We start from the raw sequence: 18,058 nt of genomic DNA on the forward strand, positions 1-18,058 counted from the left end.
GCCCCCGGGGCAGGCCCGCCCGAGGCCCTGCCCGGGGGCGGACAGGACGCGTCCACCGCCACCACCGGCAGGCGACGACGGCCCCCGCGCCTGCCGGACCGGACCGGGGAAGCAGGCGGCGCGGGAGGCGCGCCCGCGGGCGACGCGTTCTCACGCGGCTCCACCGTCCGCGCGGACGCCCGCCGCGGTGAATGAGCCGCGCGCCCGGGCGGGCGGCTCGTGGGGAAATCCGCTTCACTCCGGCGAGTGAAATCGGCTCGGCCCGCGGAATTTGCGGAAGCCCCTTCCGGCAGGCGCGACATCCTCTCCGGCGGTATTTCCGGGGCATGAACAGCGGTGAATTCGCCCCCTCACCGATGTTTAGCCTCGTACGCCATGACACTGCTGCACAAAATCAACGCCGCCCTCGGCTCCGCCACCGGGTTCCAGGTCCGGCGGGTCCGGCCCGGGGCCGTCCCCGTCCCCGTCGCCGCCCCCGCGCCGCGGCCCGCCCGGCCGGTGCCGCTGGGGCGGGCACAGCCCGCCGCCGTCGTGCGGCCACCGGGCGATCCGCGGGTCGACCGGCTGCTGCGGCGGCCGGTGTTCATCATCGCGCCCGTCCGTTCCGGCTCCACGCTGCTGCGCATGATGCTCAACGGGCACTCGCGCCTCCACGCCCCGCACGAGCTGCACTTCCGCCGCCTCGAAGTCCATTTCGCCACCGGCCTCGCGGAGAAGTCCCTCGCCGCCCTCGGTCTCGACCGCGGCGACGCCGAACATCTGCTGTGGGACCGGCTGATGCACCGGGAGCTGACGAAGTCCGGGAAGTCGTTCATCGTCGAGAAGACCCCCGGCAACGCCTTCGCCCACAAGCGCCTGGCCGCCTGCTGGCCGGACGCGCGGTTCCTCTTCCTCCTGCGGCACCCGGCCTCCGTCGCCCGTTCCTGGCACGAGGCCGACCCGGGGCGGCGCGGCCCGGAGGAGGCGGCGCTCGACGCGCTGCGCTTCATGAACGCCGTGGAGCGCGCCCGGAACGGCCTGACCGGGCACACCGTCCGGTACGAGGAGCTGACGGACGACCCGGCGACCGCGCTGAAGGGCATCTGTTCCTACCTCGAGGTCGAATGGGAGCCCGCGATGCTGGAGTACGGCGAGCACGACCCCGGGGTCGTGGCCAAGGGGCTGGGCGACTGGAAGGAGAAGATCCGCTCCGGGCGGGTCCAGCCGGGGCGCGCGCTGCCCGCGCCCGACGAGGTGCCGGACGCCCTGCGCCCCCTCGCCGCCGCCTGGGGATACACGCCGTGAACGGACACGCAGAGCTGGAACAGGTCTGGCCGCGCGACGGCCGGCTGCGGCTGGTCGGCCGCCTCCACGGCCACGACGCGGCACCGGGCGGCGCCGCGGCAGGCGGCGCGTGGGCGCTGCGGCTGGAGCTGAGGGAGGGCGACGGGCGGTGCCTGCATTACCCCACCGCGCTGGACGGATCCGCGTTCGACGTCTCGCTGCCCGTGGACGATCTCGCGCCCGAGGGCATCGCGCTCCCCGCCTACTGGGACGCCTACCTCGTCCCGGATCCGTCCGCCCCGGCGCCACGGCTGCGTGTGGGGCGGCTGCTGGACGACATCAGGGGCAAGAAGCGGATCATGGTCTTCCCCGGACAGCCCGTCACCGGATCGCGCCGCGTGCTGGTGAAGCCGTACTACACGCTCAAGGACAACCTCTCCGTCGAAGTGAGAGTCAAGTGAGGCCGGGCCCATGAAGATTCGCTATCTGCTGCTGCACGCGTACGGCATGGGCGGCACCATCAGGACGGTGCTCACCCAGGCCAACACGATGGCCGGGGCCGGGCACGACGTCGAGGTGGTGAGCGTCCTGCGGCGCCGGGACGAGCCGCACTTCGCCGTCGATCCCCGGGTGCGGCTGAGCGCCCTCACCGACCTGCGCCGTTCGGCCCGGCAGCACCCGGCCGGGCCGCACGGGCCGCTGGACCGGTACCGGGCGTGGCGGGCGGACCGGGCGGCCGGTCGGCCGCCCCGGCACATCCCGCGCAGCGAGGCCGGGCACAAGGCGATGAACCGGCGGATCGAGGAGACCCTCATCGGCTGGCTGGGCGGCCTGCGGGACGGCGTGCTGGTCACCACCCGGCCCGCGCTGAACCTCCTGGCCGCCGAGTTCGCCACCGGCGGGGTGATCCGGGTCGGCCAGGAGCACGTGAACCTCTCGGCGCACCAGCCGGACCTGCGGGCCGCCATCGTCCGCTGGTACCCGCGCCTGGACGCGATCGCCGTGCTGACGAGCCGCGACCGCGAGGAGTACGTGCGCCGGATGTCCGGCATCCGCGTCGTCCGGATCCCCAACGCCGTGCACTCCCTGGACCAGAAGCCGTCGACCTGCGCGAGCAGGATCGCCATCGCGGCCGGACGGCTCCGCTGGCAGAAGGGGTTCGATCTGCTGATCCCCGCGTTCGCGCGGACGGTCGAGGAGTTCCCCGACTGGCAGTTGCGGATTTTCGGCGCCGGGGACAAGCACCGGCAGCTCCGCCGGCTCATCGACAAACACCACCTCTACAACCACGTCCTGTTGATGGGCAGCACCGACCGGCTGGACGACGAGATGGCCAAGGCGTCGATGTTCGTGCTGAGTTCGCGGCACGAGGGGCTGCCGATGGTGCTGCTGGAGGCGATGTCGCACGGGCTGCCCGTGGTGAGCTTCGACTGCCCGACCGGGCCCGCGGACGTGCTCACCCACGGCAAGGAGGGGCTGCTGGTGCCCCCGGAGGACGTGGACGGGCTGGCCGCCGCCATGCGCCGGCTGATGGCCGACGAGGCCCTGCGCGCCGAGATGGGTGACGCGGCGCTGGCCACCGTGCAGGCGTACGCGCCGGAGGCGATCCGCGAGCGGTGGACCGAGCTGTTCACCGACCTGATGGCCGCACGCACGGTCCGCCGCTAGGGAGTTCCGGCGTCGGGGAGGACGTCCCTCCTGCGGAAGCCCCGGCAGGCCGGGGGCGCACGGCACCAGCGCGGACGGGACGGGGACGGCGAACCGCCCGTGAGCGGGCAGGACGTCGCCGTCCGTCGCACCGTGCCGAGCCGGCACGCCGCGGCGGCGGTGACCAGGTGACCGGCGAAGACCTGGCCGACCGCCGGCGCGAGACGGCCCGCCGCCTCCGGCCCGGGCGGCGGGCAGCCGCCCGGCGCCCGGCCGCCCGCGCCGCTCGCGAGGGCCGTGGGCGCGGCGGGGAAGAATCGGGGGGCCGGGAAGCGTGCCCGGTGGCGGCCCGCGGGACGCCGGAGGGACGGGAAGGGACGGACATGGCGGCGGAGGAAGCGGCGGATGTGGCGGGCCGGTGGGCCCTGGTGACGGGGGCGAACCGCGGCATCGGCTTCGAGATCGCCCGCGGCCTCGCCGAGCGCGGGGCGCGGGTGCTGGCGACGGCGCGGCACCCGGACGCCGGGCGGGCGGCGGCGGAACGGCTGGCGCGTGAAACGGGCGGGACGGTGGAGGCGGAGCACCTGGACGTGGCGGACGCGGCCTCGGTGACGGCGCTCGCCGGGCGGCTGGCCGCGCGGGGCGTCACGGTGGACGTGCTGGTGAACAACGCGGGGAACTACCCGGTCGAGCCGCTGCTGTCGGTGGACGAGGAGGTGATGGCCGGGACGCTGGCGATCCACGTGCTGGGGGCGTGGCGCACGTGCCGGGCGTTCGTGCCCGGGATGCGGCGGCGCGGCTGGGGGCGCGTGGTGAACGTCTCCTCCGGCAGCGGCGCGATCAGCGGCGACCGGGTGCCGGGGCCGGGCGCGTACGGGGTGGCGAAGGCCGGGATGAACGCGCTGACCAAGACGGTCGCGGCGGAGTCGGGCGGCCGGGTGCTGGTGAACGCGGTGTGTCCGGGCTGGGTGGCCACCGACATGGGCGGTCCGGCGGCCCCCAGGACCCCGGCGCAGGGGGCGGACACGGCCGTGTGGCTGGCCACGCTCCCGGACGGCGGTCCGACCGGCGGTTTCTTCCGCGACCGGGAGCCGATCCCCTGGTAGCGGTAAAGATTTCGCCACCTCGTTACGTGTACTAAGCAACTTCATCGTATCGTCGGACCGGGAGATCCCCCAGCGCAGCAGCACGTCACCCGACAGGGAACCCGTTTGCCTACCAGCCGGAGCACCGAGACGCCCGCCCCGATACGCCGCCGGCCGACGCACCCGCCCGGCGTTCCGCCCGCCGCGCCGCCCGCGATGACGCACCCGGAGATCATGCGGGCGCTGTCCGGGCTGCTGCTCGGCATGTTCGCCGCCATCCTCTCCTCCACCATCGTCACCACCGCGCTGCCCCGGATCATCGGGGACCTGGGCGGCGGCCAGTCGGCGTACACCTGGGTCGTCACCGCGACGCTGCTGGCCATGACGGCCTCGATGCCGCTGTGGGGGAAGCTGGCCGATCTCTTCAGCAAGAAGGTGCTCATCCAGGCGGCGCTGGGGATCTACGCCGCCGGCTCGGTGGTCGCCGGGCTCTCGCAGAGCCCCGCGATGCTGATCGCGGTCCGCGTCGTGCAGGGCGTCGGGGTCGGCGGCCTGGTCGGCCTGTCGCAGATCATCCTGGCCGCCATGATCCCGCCGCGCGAACGCGGCCGGTACAGCGGCTACCTGGGGGCGACGTTCGCCCTGGCGACCGTCAGCGGGCCGCTGGTCGGCGGTGTCATCACCGACACGCCGTGGCTGGGCTGGCGCTGGTGCTTCCTGATCGGGGTCCCGGTGGCGCTCGCCGCCCTGGTCGTGCTCCAGCGCACCCTGCGACTGCCGGTCACCCGGCACGCGGTGCGGATCGACTGGGCCGGGGCGCTGCTGATCAGCGCCGCCATCTCGCTGCTGCTGATCTGGGTGACGCTGGCGGGCGACCGCTTCCCGTGGCTGTCCTGGCAGACCGCCGCCATGACCGGCGGCGCGGTCGCGCTGGGCGCGCTGTTCCTGCTCAACGAGGCGCGGGCGAGCGACCCGGTCATCCCGCTGCGGCTGTTCCGCGACCGCACGATCGCCCTCACCTCGCTCGCCTCGCTGCTCGTCGGCGTGCTGATGCTCAGCGGCACCGTGTTCTTCAGCCAGTTCTTCCAGCTCGCGCGCGGCCAGAGCGCCACCATGGCGGGGATCATGACGATCCCGTTCATCGGCGGCATGTTCCTGTCCTCCACCGTCTCCGGGCAGCTCATCACCCGCACCGGGCGCTGGAAGCACTGGCTGGTCATCGGCGGCGCGTTCCTCACCGCCGGGGCGGTGCTGCTGGGCACGATGCGGTACGACACCCCGTACGGGCGGATCGCGCTCGCCATGGGGCTGCTGGGCGCCGGGGTCGGGATGCTGCTGCAGAACCTGGTGCTGGCCACGCAGAACGTGGTGGAGGCGCGGGACCTGGGCGCGGCCAGCTCGGTGGTCGCGTTCGCCCGCTCGCTGGGCGGCGCGGTCGGCGTCTCGGTGCTCGGCGCGGTGCTCGCCGTGCGCGTCGGCGGCTACACCCGGGAGGGGACGGCCGGGCTGGGCCCGGCGGCCCCCGGCGCCGGAGCCGCGTCCGGGGACGCCGCCGGGCGGGGCATCCCGGACGTGGGCGCGCTGCCCGCGCCGCTGCGCACGGTGGTGGAGGACGCGTACGGGCACGGCATCGCGGATCTCTTCCTGTACGCCGCGCCCGTCGCTGCGCTGGCCCTGCTGATCACGCTTCTCGTGAAGGAGACCGCCCTGCGCACCCGGGCCTGAGGCGGCGGCCCGGGCCGGACGCCGGACAGGACGCCGGAAAGGACGAGGCCCCCGGGTCCGCGGGCGGTCGGCCGGCGGTCCGGGGGCCTTCGCGTCGGCGGGCTCAGGCGAGCAGGAAGTCCGCCTCGCCGCGCTTGGCCCCGCGGATGAACGACTCGATCTCCGACTGCGTGTAGATCAGCGCGGGCCCGTCGGGGTCGGTCGACTGGCGCAGCGCGACCCGGCCGTCCGCCAGCTTCAGGGCCTCGACGCAGTTGCCGCCGTTGGTACCGCTCCACGGCTTCAGCCAGCCCTCGCTGCCGAGGTTCCTGGCCGGCATGCCGTTGTATATGTCGTCTCTCATGCGGGTCAGAGCTCCTTGCGAATCGCACCGAGGACCGCCTCGGTGTCGTGAACCGGTGCGGCCTGCGCACCCATGCGGTCCAGGACCTCCAGATAGGCCACGGTGTCGGGCCGCTCGTCGAGGTAGACCGCGCCGGTCAGGCTCTCGGCGTAGATGATGTCGGGCAGCTCCGGGATCTCGAACCGGAAGAGCTGGAACGGCCCGAACATGCCGGGATGCGGACCGGCGCTGAACGGCATGATCTGCAGCGTGACGTTGGGCAGCGACGTCGCCTCGATCAGCCGGTCGATCTGCGCCCGCATGACGGCCGGTCCGCCGACCCGCCGGCGCAGCACCCCCTCCTCGATCACCGCCCACAGCAGGGGCGCCCGCGACCGGGAGAGCAACTCCTGACGCTCCATGCGCAGGGCGACGCGGCGCGCGATCTCCTCCTGTGGGGCGTTGGGGAATCCGGTGCGCAGCAGGGCCCGCGCGTAGTCCTCGGTCTGCAACAGGCCCGGCACGCAGTGGGGTTCGTACGCCCTGATGAGGCTGGCCTCGCCCTCCAGGCTCACGTAGAGGCCGAACCAGTCGGGGAGCACGTCGCGGAAGCGGTGCCACCAGCCGGGCCGGTTGGCCTCGTTGACCAGCAGCAGGAACGAGTCGGCCTCGGCGCGCGGCACGCCGTAACGCTCCAGCAGGGCCTTCACGTAGAGCGGTTTGAGACCGACCTCGGCCTTCTCCATGCGGCGCACCGTCGTGGTGTTCACGCTCAGCGCCTGCGCCGCGTCGGCGAAGGAACAACCGGCCCGTTCGCGCAAGTCGCGCAGGCGCAGCCCGAGGACGATCTGTCCCACGGTCGGCCCCGACCGTGCCTCTGCCACGCCGCCTCCCTCACAACCGAGTTGGTGACCGCCAACTCCTGGCAGCAGTCTGCCACACGGGGTAGCGGCAACGACAAAGGTCATTTGTCTTTTTGCGAATTGCAGAACTCCGCTTGCGTTATGCGCACATGCGTGCGCATAGTTGACGAGCGACCCGGTCCACCCCCATGCCCTCGGCACCCCGGAAGGCGACCATGCCCGTGTTCCCGCTTCACGGCACGACGCCGCTCACCCGTCCCGCACCGGCCCCCGCGGCGCGGACCCCCAGACAGGGTGAGCGCTTCGCCCTCCCGGCGCTCGCGGAATCCGTGGCGACCGCCCGGAGCCGCGTCGACCGGCGACTCGATCACTGGGGACTGCCCCAGGAGACCAGGGACACCGCCCGGCTAGTGATCTCGGAGCTGGTCACCAACGCGATTCTGCACACGGACAGTCACATGGTCACCTGTCGTCTGGAGGCCACTCCCCGCCTGGACCGGCTGCGCATCGAGGTGGCCGACGAGGGCTGCGGCCTCGACCGGCGGGCGGCGCCGCGCCGGCCGAGCGCCGACGCCGAGAACGGCCGCGGCCTGATGCTGCTGGACGCGCTGGCGGCCCGGTGGGGCGTGCTGTGTCCCGATCAGAACGCGGGCTGCACGGTGTGGGCCGAGCTGCGGCCCTGACGCCCGGCCGCCTCCGCCGGGGCCCCGGCGCGGACCCGGCGGAGCAGGACCAGCGCCATGTCGTCCTCGTCGGGCCCTGGACCGCGCACCTCGGACATCCAGTCGGCCAGGCTCTCCAGGTCCTCCGGCCCGTTGCCCAGCATCTCGGCCAGTAGCCGCATGCCCTCGTCGGGGTCCCAGCCGGGCCGCTCGATGAGGCCGTCGGTGCACATCAGCAGCGTCTCCCCCGGTCCCAGCGCCAGCTCGGAAACGGGGTAGTCCGCCCGGGCCGCCCCCGCGAGCCCGAGGGGCAGCGTGCCGTCCACGTCCAGCAGCCGGCTGGCCTCGCCGGGCGCGCGGACCAGCGGCGGCAGGTGGCCCGCCCGCACGATCCGCAGCCGGCCCGTCGCCGGGTCGTGCTCGGCGTACAGGCAGGTGGCGAACCGCTCGGTGTCCAGGTCGCTCAGGAACGCCGAGGCGTGCGCCATGACCGCGTCGGCCGCGTGGCCCTCTGCGGCGTAGGCGCGCAGCACGATCCGGAGCTGGCCCATGACGGTGGTGGCGTGCGTGTCGTGGCCCTGGACATCGCCGATGACCGCCGCCACCCCGCCGCCCGGCAGCCGGATCACGTCGTACCAGTCGCCGCCGATGTCCCGGCCGAGCCGGGCCGAGCGGTACCGGACGGCGATCTCGGCGCCCGGCACGTGCGGCACCCGGCGCGGGAGCATGGCCTGCTGGAGGTTCTCGGCCAGGTCGTGCTCCTGCTCCATCAGCGTGGCCCGCTGCAGGCTCTGGGAGACGCCGGTGCCGAGCGCCGAGAGCAGGTCCCGCTCCTCGCGGGAGAACTCGGCCTTGCGCCGGTACAGCAGGCCCAGCCCGCCCAGCGGCGCGCCGTGCGTGGTGAGCGGCAGATAGGCGGCGGCGGTCACGTTCCGGTGGGCGACGTGGCGCCACAGCGCGGGGAAGCGCGCGGCGAACTCCTCGCGCGAGGTGATGAAGCACGGGCGCCCGGTCCGCACGGCCTCGCTCATCGGGAGCCGCTCGTCGATCCGCGTGTACTCCAGGTCGGGGACGCGGTGCTCGGTGCGGGTCCCGGAGATCGTGTGGATGCGCCCGGTCTCCACCAGCCCGACCATCACCTCGACGACGCCGAGCCTGCGCAACCCGCTCAGCCGGGCCAGCGCGTCCGCGACCTCGGGCACGGTCCTGGCCTCGGCCAGGGCGCTGGAGGTCGTCTCCACCAGCGTCGCCCGGCGGCGGCGCTCCTCGTCGAACACGTCGCGGTCGGCGGCCTCCGCCAGCTCGGCCTCCGCGTCCCGCATCACGCCCAGGACCCGCCGCGGCCGGCCCTCGGCGTCGCGCCGGATGCGGGCCTCGGTGTGGGCCCACCGGAGCCGGCCGTCGCGGTGGCGGACCCGGAAGTACGTGCCGCACGCCTCGCTGCCGTCGCCGAGCGCCCGGTTCAGCACCGCGTCGAGGCGGGCCGCCTCGTCGTCGGGGAGGTGGGCGGAGAGGGTCTCCGGCCGGGAGTCGTACTCCTCGGGGGGCAGGCCGAGGACCGCGAGGGCGGAGTCGTCGACGTGGAGCAGGCCGCTGTCGAGATCCCAGTCGAAGGTGCCCGCCCTGTTCAGCGCGAGGCAGGTGCCCGGGGTGGCCGGCCAGTCCTCCGGCAGCGGTACGGCGGTCGGCGCACCCTTCCGTTCGCTCATGCCGCACCCACAGATCGTCCACTTAGTGAGATATGCCGCTTTTCCCGTTCATCGTACGTCTATGTCGCCCAAACGTCGCATTTCCGTGCGACGCTCGCAGTTGGTTAGTCTCGACTCGTCCTCGCGCGCATCCCGCGCCGTCTTTCCGAGGGAGCCCCGTGGCCGCCTATTCGCCGCCTCCGGCCGAGCCGCCGCACATACCGCGCCACCACGCCGCCGTCACCCGGCGCCCCGCCGTGCTCGCGGGCGGGGCCATGCTGAGCCTCGGCGGACTGTATCTGATCGGCTCGCTGCTCGTCGGCGGCGAGATCGCGGACGGGACCACCGTCCAGGGCGTCGACATCGGCGGCCTGTCCGCCGAGGAGGCGCGCGACAAGCTCACCGCCGAGCTGGCCTGGACCAGGACCGAGCCGATCGAGGTGGTGATCGGCGAGGACGGCGAGGACGTCCACGAGCTGGACCCCGTCGAGGCCGGGCTGACCATCGACATCGAGGCCACCGTCGACAAGGCCGACGAGCCCGGATTCTTCGGCAGCCTCTTCGGCGCGGGCGGCGGCGAGCTGGAGCCGGTGGTGCGGCAGGACGAGGAGGCCGGCCGCTCCGAGCTGACCGCGCTGGCCGAGGAGTCCGCCACCACCGTCCGGGAGGGCGCGGTGGCGTTCGACGACGGCGAGGTCTCCGTCACCGAGCCGCGCCCCGGCGCCGAGCTGGAGGTGAACGACTCCCTCGACCTGCTGCGCGAGGGCTTCCTCGCGGACGGCGGGCCGCTGACGCTGCCGGTGCGCCAGGCCGAGCCCGTCACCGGCGAGGACGACGTCGAGCGGGCCGTGTCGGAGTTCGCCGAGCCCGCCATGTCGGGACCGGTGGTGCTGACGGCGGGCGAGGAGCGGATCACGCTCCCGCCCGAGGTCGTCGGCGACCACCTGACCATGACCGCCGACGACGGGGGCCGGCTCGAACCTGAGCTGGACGGCGAGGGCCTGGCCGGGGACGAGCGGCTGGCCGACGCGTTCGAGGAGGCGGGCACCGAGCCCACGGACGCCACGCTGCGCCTGGAGGGCGCCGAGGTGGTCGCCGCCTCCGACGGCGCCCCGGGCACCCGCGTGGTCACCGACGGGCTCGGCGAGACGGTGCTGCCGCTGCTGACCGGGCGCGGCGAGGCCGCCCGCACCGCCGCCGTGGAGACCGAGGAGGTCGAGCCCGAGCTGACCGCCGACAACTACCGGGACCTCGGGATCGTGGAGCAGATGTCCAGCTTCACGGTGAACTTCGACCCCGCCCCCTACCGCACCACCAACATCGGCCGGGCCGCCGAGCTGATCAACGGCTCGGTGGTGCTGCCCGGCGAGGAGTGGAGCTTCAACGGGACGGTCGGGGAGCGCACCGAGGAGAACGGCTTCGTCGACGGCATCATCATCCTCGACGACACCTACCAGCAGGCGCCGGGCGGCGGCGTCTCGGCGGTGGCCACCACCATGTTCAACGCGGTGTTCTTCGCGGGCGTCGACCCCGTCGAGTACGGAGCGCACTCGTTCTACATCGAGCGGTACCCGGAGGGCCGGGAGGCCACCGTCGCCTGGGGCAGCCTGGACCTGCGCTGGGTGAACGACTCGGGCAACGCCATCTACGTCGTCGCCGAGGCCACCGACACCTCCGTGACCGTCTCCTTCCTCGGCACCAAGCGGTACGACGAGGTCCGCGCCGAGACCGGCCCGCGCGAGAACATCGAGGAGCCGGAGCGCCGGGAGGGCGAGGGCGAGGACTGCGTGCCGCAGCCGCCGATGGAGGGCTTCGACGTCGAGGTGGACCGGATCCTGGTCGACGGCGGCCAGGAGGTCGGCCGCGAGACGTTCCGCACCCACTACGTGCCGCGCGACGAAGTCGTCTGCCCGGCCGAGGGCTAGGGGCCCGTCTTCGCAGAGGCCGCCTGCCCACGACGCTGCCCCGGCCCGGAGGCCGGGCGGGGCGCCGGGCACGCGCGCTCGCCGCGTTGCGGGAGCCCGGAGAGGCACGGTTCCCGCCGTGGCCGGAAGCGCCGCCCGGCCCCTTGTGTGCCGATGCGGCACGGCTGTCGGCCTGCTCCCGAAGGGCGTCCCGGAAGGGGATCGACGGTCATCCGGCGGCCCTGCGACACGCCTGACAGCGCGTTGCGGAAGCCGGGAGAGGCACGGTTCCGGCCGTGCCCGGCAGTGGTGACCCGGCGCCTGCGCCCTGGTGTGGCCCGGCCCATGGCCTGCCCGCGAGGGGCGTTCCGGGGGTCGGCCGACAGCCGTCCGGCGGTTCCGCGCCGCGCTTCGGGGCCCGGAGGGGGCGGGAACGGGCCGGTGCCGGGTGCGGGCCGGCGCCGGCCCGTGGCCTCACACGCTGAGCGCCCGGCGGACGGCCCGCTCGGCATCCGCGTCGCCCGCGCCGGAGGACGTGACGCGGCCCGCCTCCAGCACGTAGTACCGCTCGGCCGCCTTCAGCGCGAAGCCGACGTGCTGCTCCACCAGCAGCACCGACAGGCCGCCGCGCCCGCTCAGCTCCAGGATGGTCCGCTGGATCTCCGCGACCACCGAGGGCTGGATGCCCTCCGTCGGCTCGTCCAGCAGCAGCAGCCGCGGCCGGGTGATCAGCGCGCGGGCGATGGCCAGTTGCTGCCGCTGGCCGCCGGAGAGCAGCCCGGCCCGGCGCCCGGTGACCTCGCGCAGCGCGGGGAAGAGGTCCAGCGCCTCGGTCAGGGCCGCCCTGCCGTCCTTGCGGCCGTCCGCGACGAGCCGCAGGTTCTCCAGCGCGGTGAGCTGCGGGAAGCTCTGCTGCCCCTGCGGCACATAGGCCATGCCGCGCCCGACCCGCCGGTGGGCGGGCAGCCGGGTGACGTCCTCGCCGTCGAGCAGGACCCGGCCGGAGCGGGGCCGCAGCAGCCCGGCGGCGGTCCGCAGCAGGGTGGACTTCCCGGCTACTGACTTGTGGCCTCCCTCTTCGTAGCTTGGTGAGCAGGACGGATCAGCGAGACCGGGGAGGGACAGGGTGGAGAGGCTTGATGTCGAATACGACCGCATCAGCGATGACAAGTCCGGCGCGGGCATTGGGACCGACTCGCAGTACGACGAAAATTCAGCTTTCGCGGCGGCATTCGGTGTTTCCTTCGTCCGCAGGTACACAGACAACGATACCTCGGCATACTCCGGGGAAGTACGTCGCGATTACGACCGCCTCCTGAGGGACATGGAGGCAGGAGAAATACGGTCGGTCACCTTCTGGCATGCGAACCGACTGCACCGGCTCACCGAAGAACTACCCCGATTCATCCGTGTGGCTCGCCGCTGGAAGGTCACTCTTTACTGCACGACTCGGGGCGGGGTGTACGACCTGGAGACAGCATCAGGAAGGAAGGCACTCCGGGATGACACGAGTTCCGCCGAGTACGAGAGTGAGCATCGCGGAGAGCGGGTCACTATCGCACGTAAGCGGCAAGCAAGGAACGGGGACTTTGGCGGAGGTGTCCGGCCCTATGGCTGGGGTGTTGACACCGGACGAGTCCGGTCGGTGTGCATTAATCCGAAAGCCCCCACAGCGGAACGGATATACGAGGACCGACCAGTTCTGGATATGGGACAGCACAATCCGGAAGAAGCAGCGGAAATCCGGTATTGGGCAAAGGAAATCCTTGCCGGTGTCAGCGAAGCGCAAGTGATTCGCGACCTGAAGCGGCGGGGCGTACTCACCGTATCCCAAAAAGACGGACGACAGAAGAAGCGAAATGGCAAGGTAGTTACTCACCATGGATGGAGCTCGCAGACGTTCAGGCAGATACTTACCAACCCCCGGACTTCTGGCCACTCGGTCTACCAGGGAGAAATAGTGAAGTGGAACGCTTACCCGCCAATCTTGGAAGAAGACGTTCGGCAAGCATTGATCACCATCTTCTCTGACCCAAAGCGCAAGAGTTCGCCGGGGAACACGCCCAAATGGCTAGGCTCCCTGCACTATCGCTGCGGTATATGCAGTGACGAGACGACGGACATCGTCATGTCAGTCAGGCACAAGCACGGACGGCCCGTCTATTGCTGCCGGAATAGAGGGCATTGCCAGTGGGACGCGCGCAAGTTGGACCGCTACATTGAGAATGTGATTGTGGAGCGGCTTTCCCGCCCCGACCTGTCGGATCTCATTCCGCGCAAAACGGCGGTCGATCTTGCCGCTCTCCGGGAAGAACTCAAGACTCTCCAGGCGCGGAAAATGCAAGCCGGACAGTCTTTCGCACGCGGGGCGATTGATCAGGCAATGCTAGAAGCAACTGCGGCTGAGTGTGACGTGCGGATCCATGAGATCCGCACAGAACTGAAAAAGGGAACCGAGGAGAACCCATTCACCGAGTTCCAGGTTTCGGACAATGCCCGGCAGACATGGGAGAGCCTGAGCATCGGCCGCAAACGCGAGATATGCAGGCGCCTTCTCAGGGTAACCCTGTACCCGATCTCGCGGCGTGGATCATTCACCACAGAACTCATCGACGTACGGCAGGCGACGCCGCCCGCCGAATCGTGATCAGCACAGGCACTGGCAAAGCCCGCCCTTGCCATGATGGCAGGGGCGGGCTTTACTCATTTCGATTTGCTCGATTACGTATGAAGAAGGAGCGCTATGGCTTCTCGCTCTTCTTCGCTCAGTGGGCCCATGGCGTCAACGGTACGGATTACCCATTCCCGATCTTCGCCGCTCAGGTCGCATTGTCCCTTGCCGGACTCATCGGGGGATTCCGGCGGTGTTCCCTTCCTGTCTGTATTCCTAGTTCGCTTTTCCCTTCGCCGGGTGACGTCCTTCCGGGGCAAGTGGTGCTATCACCTCCATTCACTCTTACGGCGGTGAGACCGAGATGTACCGCCATTGCTGCCGATTACTGACTGTGTTCGTCCACAGTCCACGTCCATGGACGAACACGAGCCCTACGCGCGCAGGCGCGCGCGAGGCGGCCGGACGTTCGCCGGTTACCGTGTGTCGCGATTCGGCGGATGCTGGCGGCGGCGGGCTCGTCGTGCACGGCGAGTCCGGGAGGGCCCGGACGGAGTAGGGCCCTGGTGCTGTTCCTGACCCCCGGCAGCACGCCACCGGCCGCGCGCGAGCTGCACAGCGTCGCCTGCGTCGGCGTGCTGTCTCAGGCGCAGATAGACCCAACTGCGGCCCATCCCTGTCGCTTCCATGAGCCCGCCAACCGTGACCCCCTCTTCGCCCGCACGGCTCAGCACGTCCCACAGGGCCGACTCCGGGCCCTGAGACGCCCCTGAGTCCTCCTGTGGCCGCTTGGCCCACGAGGACCGCTCTACGGCTGTCTGAGGCCCTTTCAGGGGCGGTACCGACGCCCTAGGGAAGTGGGCCAGTCTGGGACGTCCATGCGCCACGTCGGCAACGTGCTGCCGTACATCGTCATCGGTGACGAGGTAGGCACGCGCCCGAGCGGGCGAGTGATGTTCCGGGCCGGAAAGCAGGAAACTTCCCGGAAGTGAAAGCCGCTCCGCATTCCAGCCGGATTTTGCGTACCCCTGTCCGAGTATCAGGTCAGCGTCGCGCTTTTCGCGTACGCGCAGACAGACACGGATATCCATCTGTGTCCGGGTGGCTCCTCCCATCGTTTTCTGTGTCGGCCGCTGAGTCGCGACGATCAGGGTCACGGCGACTGCACGGCCGCGTCGGGCGATGGAATCGGCGTATTCGCACGCCCGCTCGGACAGTTCCGCATATTCGTCGATGACGAGGACGAGTGCCGGATTCTCGTACGCCGGTTCCCAAACGCGACGCCCCTGCGATGCAAGCGTACGGGCTCGGCTTTCCAGTTCGGCTACGGCGTCCCGCAGGAGTCTTTCCGCTTCCATGCCGGTTGTGGCGAGTCGGCCCAAACACTGTTTCCATGGCGCGAGTTCCATTCCTTCTTTGAGGTCAATTCCCCAGATCACGACATCCGCGCAGGATGACAGAGCGCCCAGGATGACATTTACAACGCCGGACTTCCCCGAACCGACCACTCCTCCGACAAGCACATGTCGGCGCAGGAATGACACGGAGACTTCCCGGCCATCCTCGAAGAGGCCAAGCCTTATCGGCTTTTCGATGCCGCCTTTTGCCGGCTTGGGCCACGGAATTGTAGTTGCGTGAGGATCCTTGTCGATTACACGCACAATGCAGCGGTCGGCCCGCCGTTTGTCCGGAAGAATCCGCACTGATCCAGCCCGTGCGCCAAGTGCCGACTCCACGGCCGGAATTCGGGACACCGCGTCATCCACGGTACTTCCTTTCCTGAGCGCCAGGCGTCCGGTCCATCCCCACGCATCGACCACAGCGGAAACAATGCGCGAACCTGGGAGGCCCATGCTTTCGGCAAGTCCGGGCCAGTCCTCGGTTATGTGCTCCACACGGACGCGGGCGCGCCGTCGACGGTGCAGCCACCAGGGGAGGCCACAGCCGATCATTCCAGTAATCCACAGAACCGGGAGCGGCCGGGAGTGGGGCCCGACGAGGACTGCCGCTGTGTACCAAGAGCCGGTTACGGCAAACACGACGGCGCCGTAGGACCTTTCCACCGCGCGACTCATCCCGCATTCCGACCACATGCGGGCCAGAATTGCAGCGGCACGCGCCCCGTACGGATGCCGTTCTAGGAGACCATACGGCACGCCAAGGAGCACGCACAGAACTGCCGTGAACGCGGCCACCACTTTCCAGGAATCCGGATATCTCGAATTCCCGAAAGCTGCTGCGAGATATACGACGCCCCCGAACCACAGCGGTGCCAGAACCGAACGGTGTCGCCACATGAGCCGACTCAGCAGCGACACCAAATTGCCAAGCAGCGGTTCACGGTCGATGAGCATCAAGCCCACCATATTGTTGTCGCGACGCCATGCTCTTTGCTGACGACGAATCTTCTTGTGTACTGTCCTTCTCAATGAATCACCACCCCTCTGTGTGAATGGCATTCTTCTGCGCCGCGTACTCGTCCTGGAGGTACCACAGCGGGTCCGCGTCGCCCTCGGCAGCGGCGGAAAGCGCGGCTCCGATGGCGGCTCGCAGATTGGCTGCCGACTCTCGCGCGGCGGCCATCTCATCGGCCAGGCGGCGCCGTTGCTCCGCGTCACGTGCGGCGGCGGCCGTCAGCGAGGAGAAGTACATCAGCAGGACCAGAGCATCTGTCTGACAGTTCGAGCAGTCGAGAACGCGGCTCAGCGCGTCCAAGGTGTGGCGGACAGATTGCGTATCCACGCCTGGGAGCGACATGCGCCCGGATCCTTCGTTGTCTATCAAGTGTGAAATTACCTCCTTTGATCGCTTCTCTTTTCGTTCTGCGGGATCCGGGGCCCGCGCAGTGCGTGGGCCCCGGATCGCTGGTTCTCCGTCCTAGACCCGCGTGGTTGTTACTGACCCTGGATCACTTCGAAAAGATCACCCGTCACGACTGAGATTGGATCCGACAGACTCGATGACGCCAGATAGAATCCCAGCACGACGCACAGGGCCGCATGTGACGCCCGCAGTCCGGCGTAGCGGCAAAGCACGAACACGAGAAAACTCAGCACGAGGACAACCGAGAGAGTCACCGTCAAAAAGCATTCACCTCCTTTCCGTCATCATCGGGGCGTACGGTTCCTGATTCGGGCGTCAGCGACCCCGAAAGCCGCGCCCGGCCTTCCGCCTATTCCAGCGTTCTCGGCGCGTGCACTTACCGCACGCGTCACCCACGTCCGTCGCCGTCGCTCCACAGGCGCACCGCCGTCCGGCACGGCATCCCCTGATTCCGCTTAACAGTCCTGCTCACCTCCTCACGCCAGAGTCATCACCTCTCCCCGAAACTCGTTATGCGCAGCACAACGGCCCCGGTACACTGGGTACCGGGTGACCGTTGCGCCACCCACCCGCGCCGCCCTTCTGGTTTCCACACCCCAGGGCGGCGCGGGCTTTTCAGTTATGTGAAGTTGAATTAGCTCCTCCTTTTTTTCTGCGGGTTCCCCCGGTGTTTCTCCTGTCAGTCCCTAAGGCCAGTTCGAGTGGCGATGGAAACCACTGATCTGATTCGCTTCCGACCGAGTGCGCATCTTGACCCCCGCGTCCCGCAACCATTTGTTGACCGCGTACTGGGACACTCCGAGCTCTTTAGCGATCTTCATGACCGACTGGCGCTGGACTGAATACCGGGTTTTGAGTTCGTCAATGGGAATCGGGCATACAGGAAGAGTCCTGGGCATGAAGCGGTTTGCCTCCTCACGCGAATGATTTCTACACGGCCACCCGCGTGGGGAGGTAAATATCGGCCCCGCACTCGGTGCACTGTTTACCACCTTGCGGATTCTGCTGGATTCTCGGATGCTGACAGAGTTTCGTTCCTGGGCTCTGAGATCCGGCCATCTCCAGATTCTTATCCACGGCTAGTCACCGCCTCTGCGTTCCAACTCGTACAAGGGGTTGCTTCGTGCCGGAAGAACCAACCAAAACCACTCCGTTGACAGCTTGAAGCGCCTGTGCTGCGGATTGCGGCTCGTATGGCTCAAGGCCCATGCCTCCACAGGAACCGGGTCATTGCTCGCCTTTTCCGACTCGGCTCCACAGTCCACACATGCGACTCGGAAAAGCGCCTTCGGTGCATCGCCAGTGGGCTCTTCCGAGAGTTCTGCGGTCGCCTCGAACAACTCCCACTCGGCGGCCTTGATGATGGCCCGATGCGTCACCGGCCACGCCCGTCAGCGTCGCGCCTGCCACTGTCCGCCACAGGCTGCACCTTCTGCGGCATCACGTCCCACTCACGGCCGCCCGA

Annotated in this window: 16 protein-coding genes; 9 read left to right on the forward strand and 7 right to left on the reverse strand. The window is 70.0% G+C overall.

The genetic code is table 11. The features are described from left to right. From ACSNOC_RS17445 to ACSNOC_RS17470, 6 genes are all read left to right on the forward strand, one after another. The coding region (locus tag ACSNOC_RS17445; RefSeq protein ID WP_436748390.1) for a hypothetical protein at positions 1 to 195 on the forward strand (195 nt) is incomplete at its 5' end. A 180-nt stretch (positions 196 to 375) separates the two neighbouring features. Next, positions 376 to 1,284, forward strand: coding sequence for a sulfotransferase family protein (locus tag ACSNOC_RS17450; protein WP_436748391.1), 909 nt, complete (start codon positions 376 to 378; stop codon positions 1,282 to 1,284). Further along, positions 1,281 to 1,724 carry a hypothetical protein gene (locus ACSNOC_RS17455; protein WP_436748392.1) on the forward strand — a complete coding sequence of 148 codons (444 nt, stop codon included), beginning with the start codon at positions 1,281 to 1,283 and terminating at the stop codon, positions 1,722 to 1,724. Before ACSNOC_RS17450 ends, ACSNOC_RS17455 begins: the two co-directional genes overlap by 4 nt. A gap of 10 nt (positions 1,725 to 1,734) precedes the next feature. After that, on the forward strand, positions 1,735 to 2,931 hold the full coding sequence (locus tag ACSNOC_RS17460) for a glycosyltransferase family 4 protein (protein ID WP_436748393.1): 1,197 nt from the start codon (positions 1,735 to 1,737) through the stop codon (positions 2,929 to 2,931). A 362-nt stretch (positions 2,932 to 3,293) separates the two neighbouring features. Continuing rightward, entirely contained in the window at positions 3,294 to 4,016 is a 723-nt protein-coding gene (locus tag ACSNOC_RS17465; RefSeq protein WP_436748394.1) for an SDR family NAD(P)-dependent oxidoreductase, read from the forward strand. A 195-nt stretch (positions 4,017 to 4,211) separates the two neighbouring features. Beyond that, positions 4,212 to 5,720 carry an MDR family MFS transporter gene (locus ACSNOC_RS17470; protein ID WP_436748416.1) on the forward strand — a complete coding sequence of 503 codons (1,509 nt, stop codon included), beginning with the start codon at positions 4,212 to 4,214 and terminating at the stop codon, positions 5,718 to 5,720. A gap of 103 nt (positions 5,721 to 5,823) precedes the next feature. On the opposite strand, the gene ACSNOC_RS17475 is transcribed toward ACSNOC_RS17470, so the two are convergent. Both ACSNOC_RS17475 and ACSNOC_RS17480 read right to left on the reverse strand, forming a co-directional pair. After that, entirely contained in the window at positions 5,824 to 6,063 is a 240-nt protein-coding gene (locus ACSNOC_RS17475) for a DUF397 domain-containing protein (protein WP_436748395.1), read from the reverse strand. Between the two features lie 5 nt (positions 6,064 to 6,068). After that, positions 6,069 to 6,926: a helix-turn-helix domain-containing protein gene (locus ACSNOC_RS17480; RefSeq protein ID WP_436748396.1), complete on the reverse strand. Its 858-nt coding sequence runs from the start codon at positions 6,924 to 6,926 to the stop codon at positions 6,069 to 6,071. 194 nt (positions 6,927 to 7,120) lie between these two features. Between ACSNOC_RS17480 and ACSNOC_RS17485 the strand changes: the two genes are divergently transcribed. Next, on the forward strand, positions 7,121 to 7,588 hold the full coding sequence (locus ACSNOC_RS17485; RefSeq protein WP_436748397.1) for an ATP-binding protein: 468 nt from the start codon (positions 7,121 to 7,123) through the stop codon (positions 7,586 to 7,588). Here the strand turns inward: ACSNOC_RS17485 and ACSNOC_RS17490 are convergent. Further along, entirely contained in the window at positions 7,546 to 9,276 is a 1,731-nt protein-coding gene (locus ACSNOC_RS17490; protein WP_436748398.1) for a SpoIIE family protein phosphatase, read from the reverse strand. The two genes, ACSNOC_RS17485 and ACSNOC_RS17490, sit on opposite strands and share 43 nt — an antisense overlap. A 158-nt stretch (positions 9,277 to 9,434) precedes the next feature. Here ACSNOC_RS17490 and ACSNOC_RS17495 point away from each other — a divergent pair, with 158 nt between their 5' ends. Beyond that, positions 9,435 to 11,180 (forward strand): VanW family protein, encoded by a 1,746-nt coding sequence (locus ACSNOC_RS17495; RefSeq protein WP_436748399.1) that lies wholly within the window; start codon positions 9,435 to 9,437, stop codon positions 11,178 to 11,180. A 453-nt stretch (positions 11,181 to 11,633) separates the two neighbouring features. Here ACSNOC_RS17495 and ACSNOC_RS17500 read toward each other — a convergent pair whose 3' ends face one another. After that, positions 11,634 to 12,317, reverse strand: a complete 684-nt coding sequence (locus ACSNOC_RS17500; protein WP_436748400.1) for an ATP-binding cassette domain-containing protein — start codon at positions 12,315 to 12,317, stop codon at positions 11,634 to 11,636. Between ACSNOC_RS17500 and ACSNOC_RS17505 the strand changes: the two genes are divergently transcribed. Beyond that, the gene (locus tag ACSNOC_RS17505) at positions 12,286 to 13,806 is read left to right on the forward strand and encodes a recombinase family protein (protein WP_436748401.1); all 1,521 of its coding nucleotides are present in this window, start codon (positions 12,286 to 12,288) and stop codon (positions 13,804 to 13,806) included. The two genes, ACSNOC_RS17500 and ACSNOC_RS17505, sit on opposite strands and share 32 nt — an antisense overlap. A 440-nt stretch (positions 13,807 to 14,246) precedes the next feature. On the opposite strand, the gene ACSNOC_RS17510 is transcribed toward ACSNOC_RS17505, so the two are convergent. From ACSNOC_RS17510 to ACSNOC_RS17520, 3 genes are all read right to left on the reverse strand, one after another. Beyond that, positions 14,247 to 16,124, reverse strand: coding sequence for an FtsK/SpoIIIE domain-containing protein (locus tag ACSNOC_RS17510; RefSeq protein WP_436748402.1), 1,878 nt, complete (start codon positions 16,122 to 16,124; stop codon positions 14,247 to 14,249). A 79-nt stretch (positions 16,125 to 16,203) separates the two neighbouring features. After that, entirely contained in the window at positions 16,204 to 16,527 is a 324-nt protein-coding gene (locus tag ACSNOC_RS17515) for a hypothetical protein (protein ID WP_436748403.1), read from the reverse strand. Between the two features lie 1,145 nt (positions 16,528 to 17,672). Further along, positions 17,673 to 17,972 carry a DUF7848 domain-containing protein gene (locus ACSNOC_RS17520; protein WP_436748404.1) on the reverse strand — a complete coding sequence of 100 codons (300 nt, stop codon included), beginning with the start codon at positions 17,970 to 17,972 and terminating at the stop codon, positions 17,673 to 17,675. Positions 17,973 to 18,058 lie beyond the last annotated feature (86 nt).

This window comes from Streptomyces sp. URMC 129, from assembly GCF_051386415.1.
GTDB lineage: Bacteria > Actinomycetota > Actinomycetes > Streptomycetales > Streptomycetaceae > Streptomyces.

Bases quoted from the DNA above. Each gene is read 5' to 3' on its own strand.
- ACSNOC_RS17470 (WP_436748416.1), top strand. From the start codon at position 4,212: ATGACGCACCCGGAGATCATGCGGGCGCTGTCCGGGCTGCTGCTCGGC.
- ACSNOC_RS17460 (WP_436748393.1), top strand. From the start codon at position 1,735: ATGAAGATTCGCTATCTGCTGCTGCACGCGTACGGCATGGGCGGCACC.
- ACSNOC_RS17500 (WP_436748400.1), bottom strand. From the start codon at position 12,317: ATGCGGTCGTATTCGACATCAAGCCTCTCCACCCTGTCCCTCCCCGGT.
- ACSNOC_RS17515 (WP_436748403.1), bottom strand. From the start codon at position 16,527: ATGTCGCTCCCAGGCGTGGATACGCAATCTGTCCGCCACACCTTGGAC.
- ACSNOC_RS17465 (WP_436748394.1), top strand. From the start codon at position 3,294: ATGGCGGCGGAGGAAGCGGCGGATGTGGCGGGCCGGTGGGCCCTGGTG.
- ACSNOC_RS17475 (WP_436748395.1), bottom strand. From the start codon at position 6,063: ATGAGAGACGACATATACAACGGCATGCCGGCCAGGAACCTCGGCAGC.
- ACSNOC_RS17450 (WP_436748391.1), top strand. From the start codon at position 376: ATGACACTGCTGCACAAAATCAACGCCGCCCTCGGCTCCGCCACCGGG.
- ACSNOC_RS17490 (WP_436748398.1), bottom strand. From the start codon at position 9,276: ATGAGCGAACGGAAGGGTGCGCCGACCGCCGTACCGCTGCCGGAGGAC.
- ACSNOC_RS17485 (WP_436748397.1), top strand. From the start codon at position 7,121: ATGCCCGTGTTCCCGCTTCACGGCACGACGCCGCTCACCCGTCCCGCA.
- ACSNOC_RS17510 (WP_436748402.1), bottom strand. From the start codon at position 16,124: ATGCTCATCGACCGTGAACCGCTGCTTGGCAATTTGGTGTCGCTGCTG.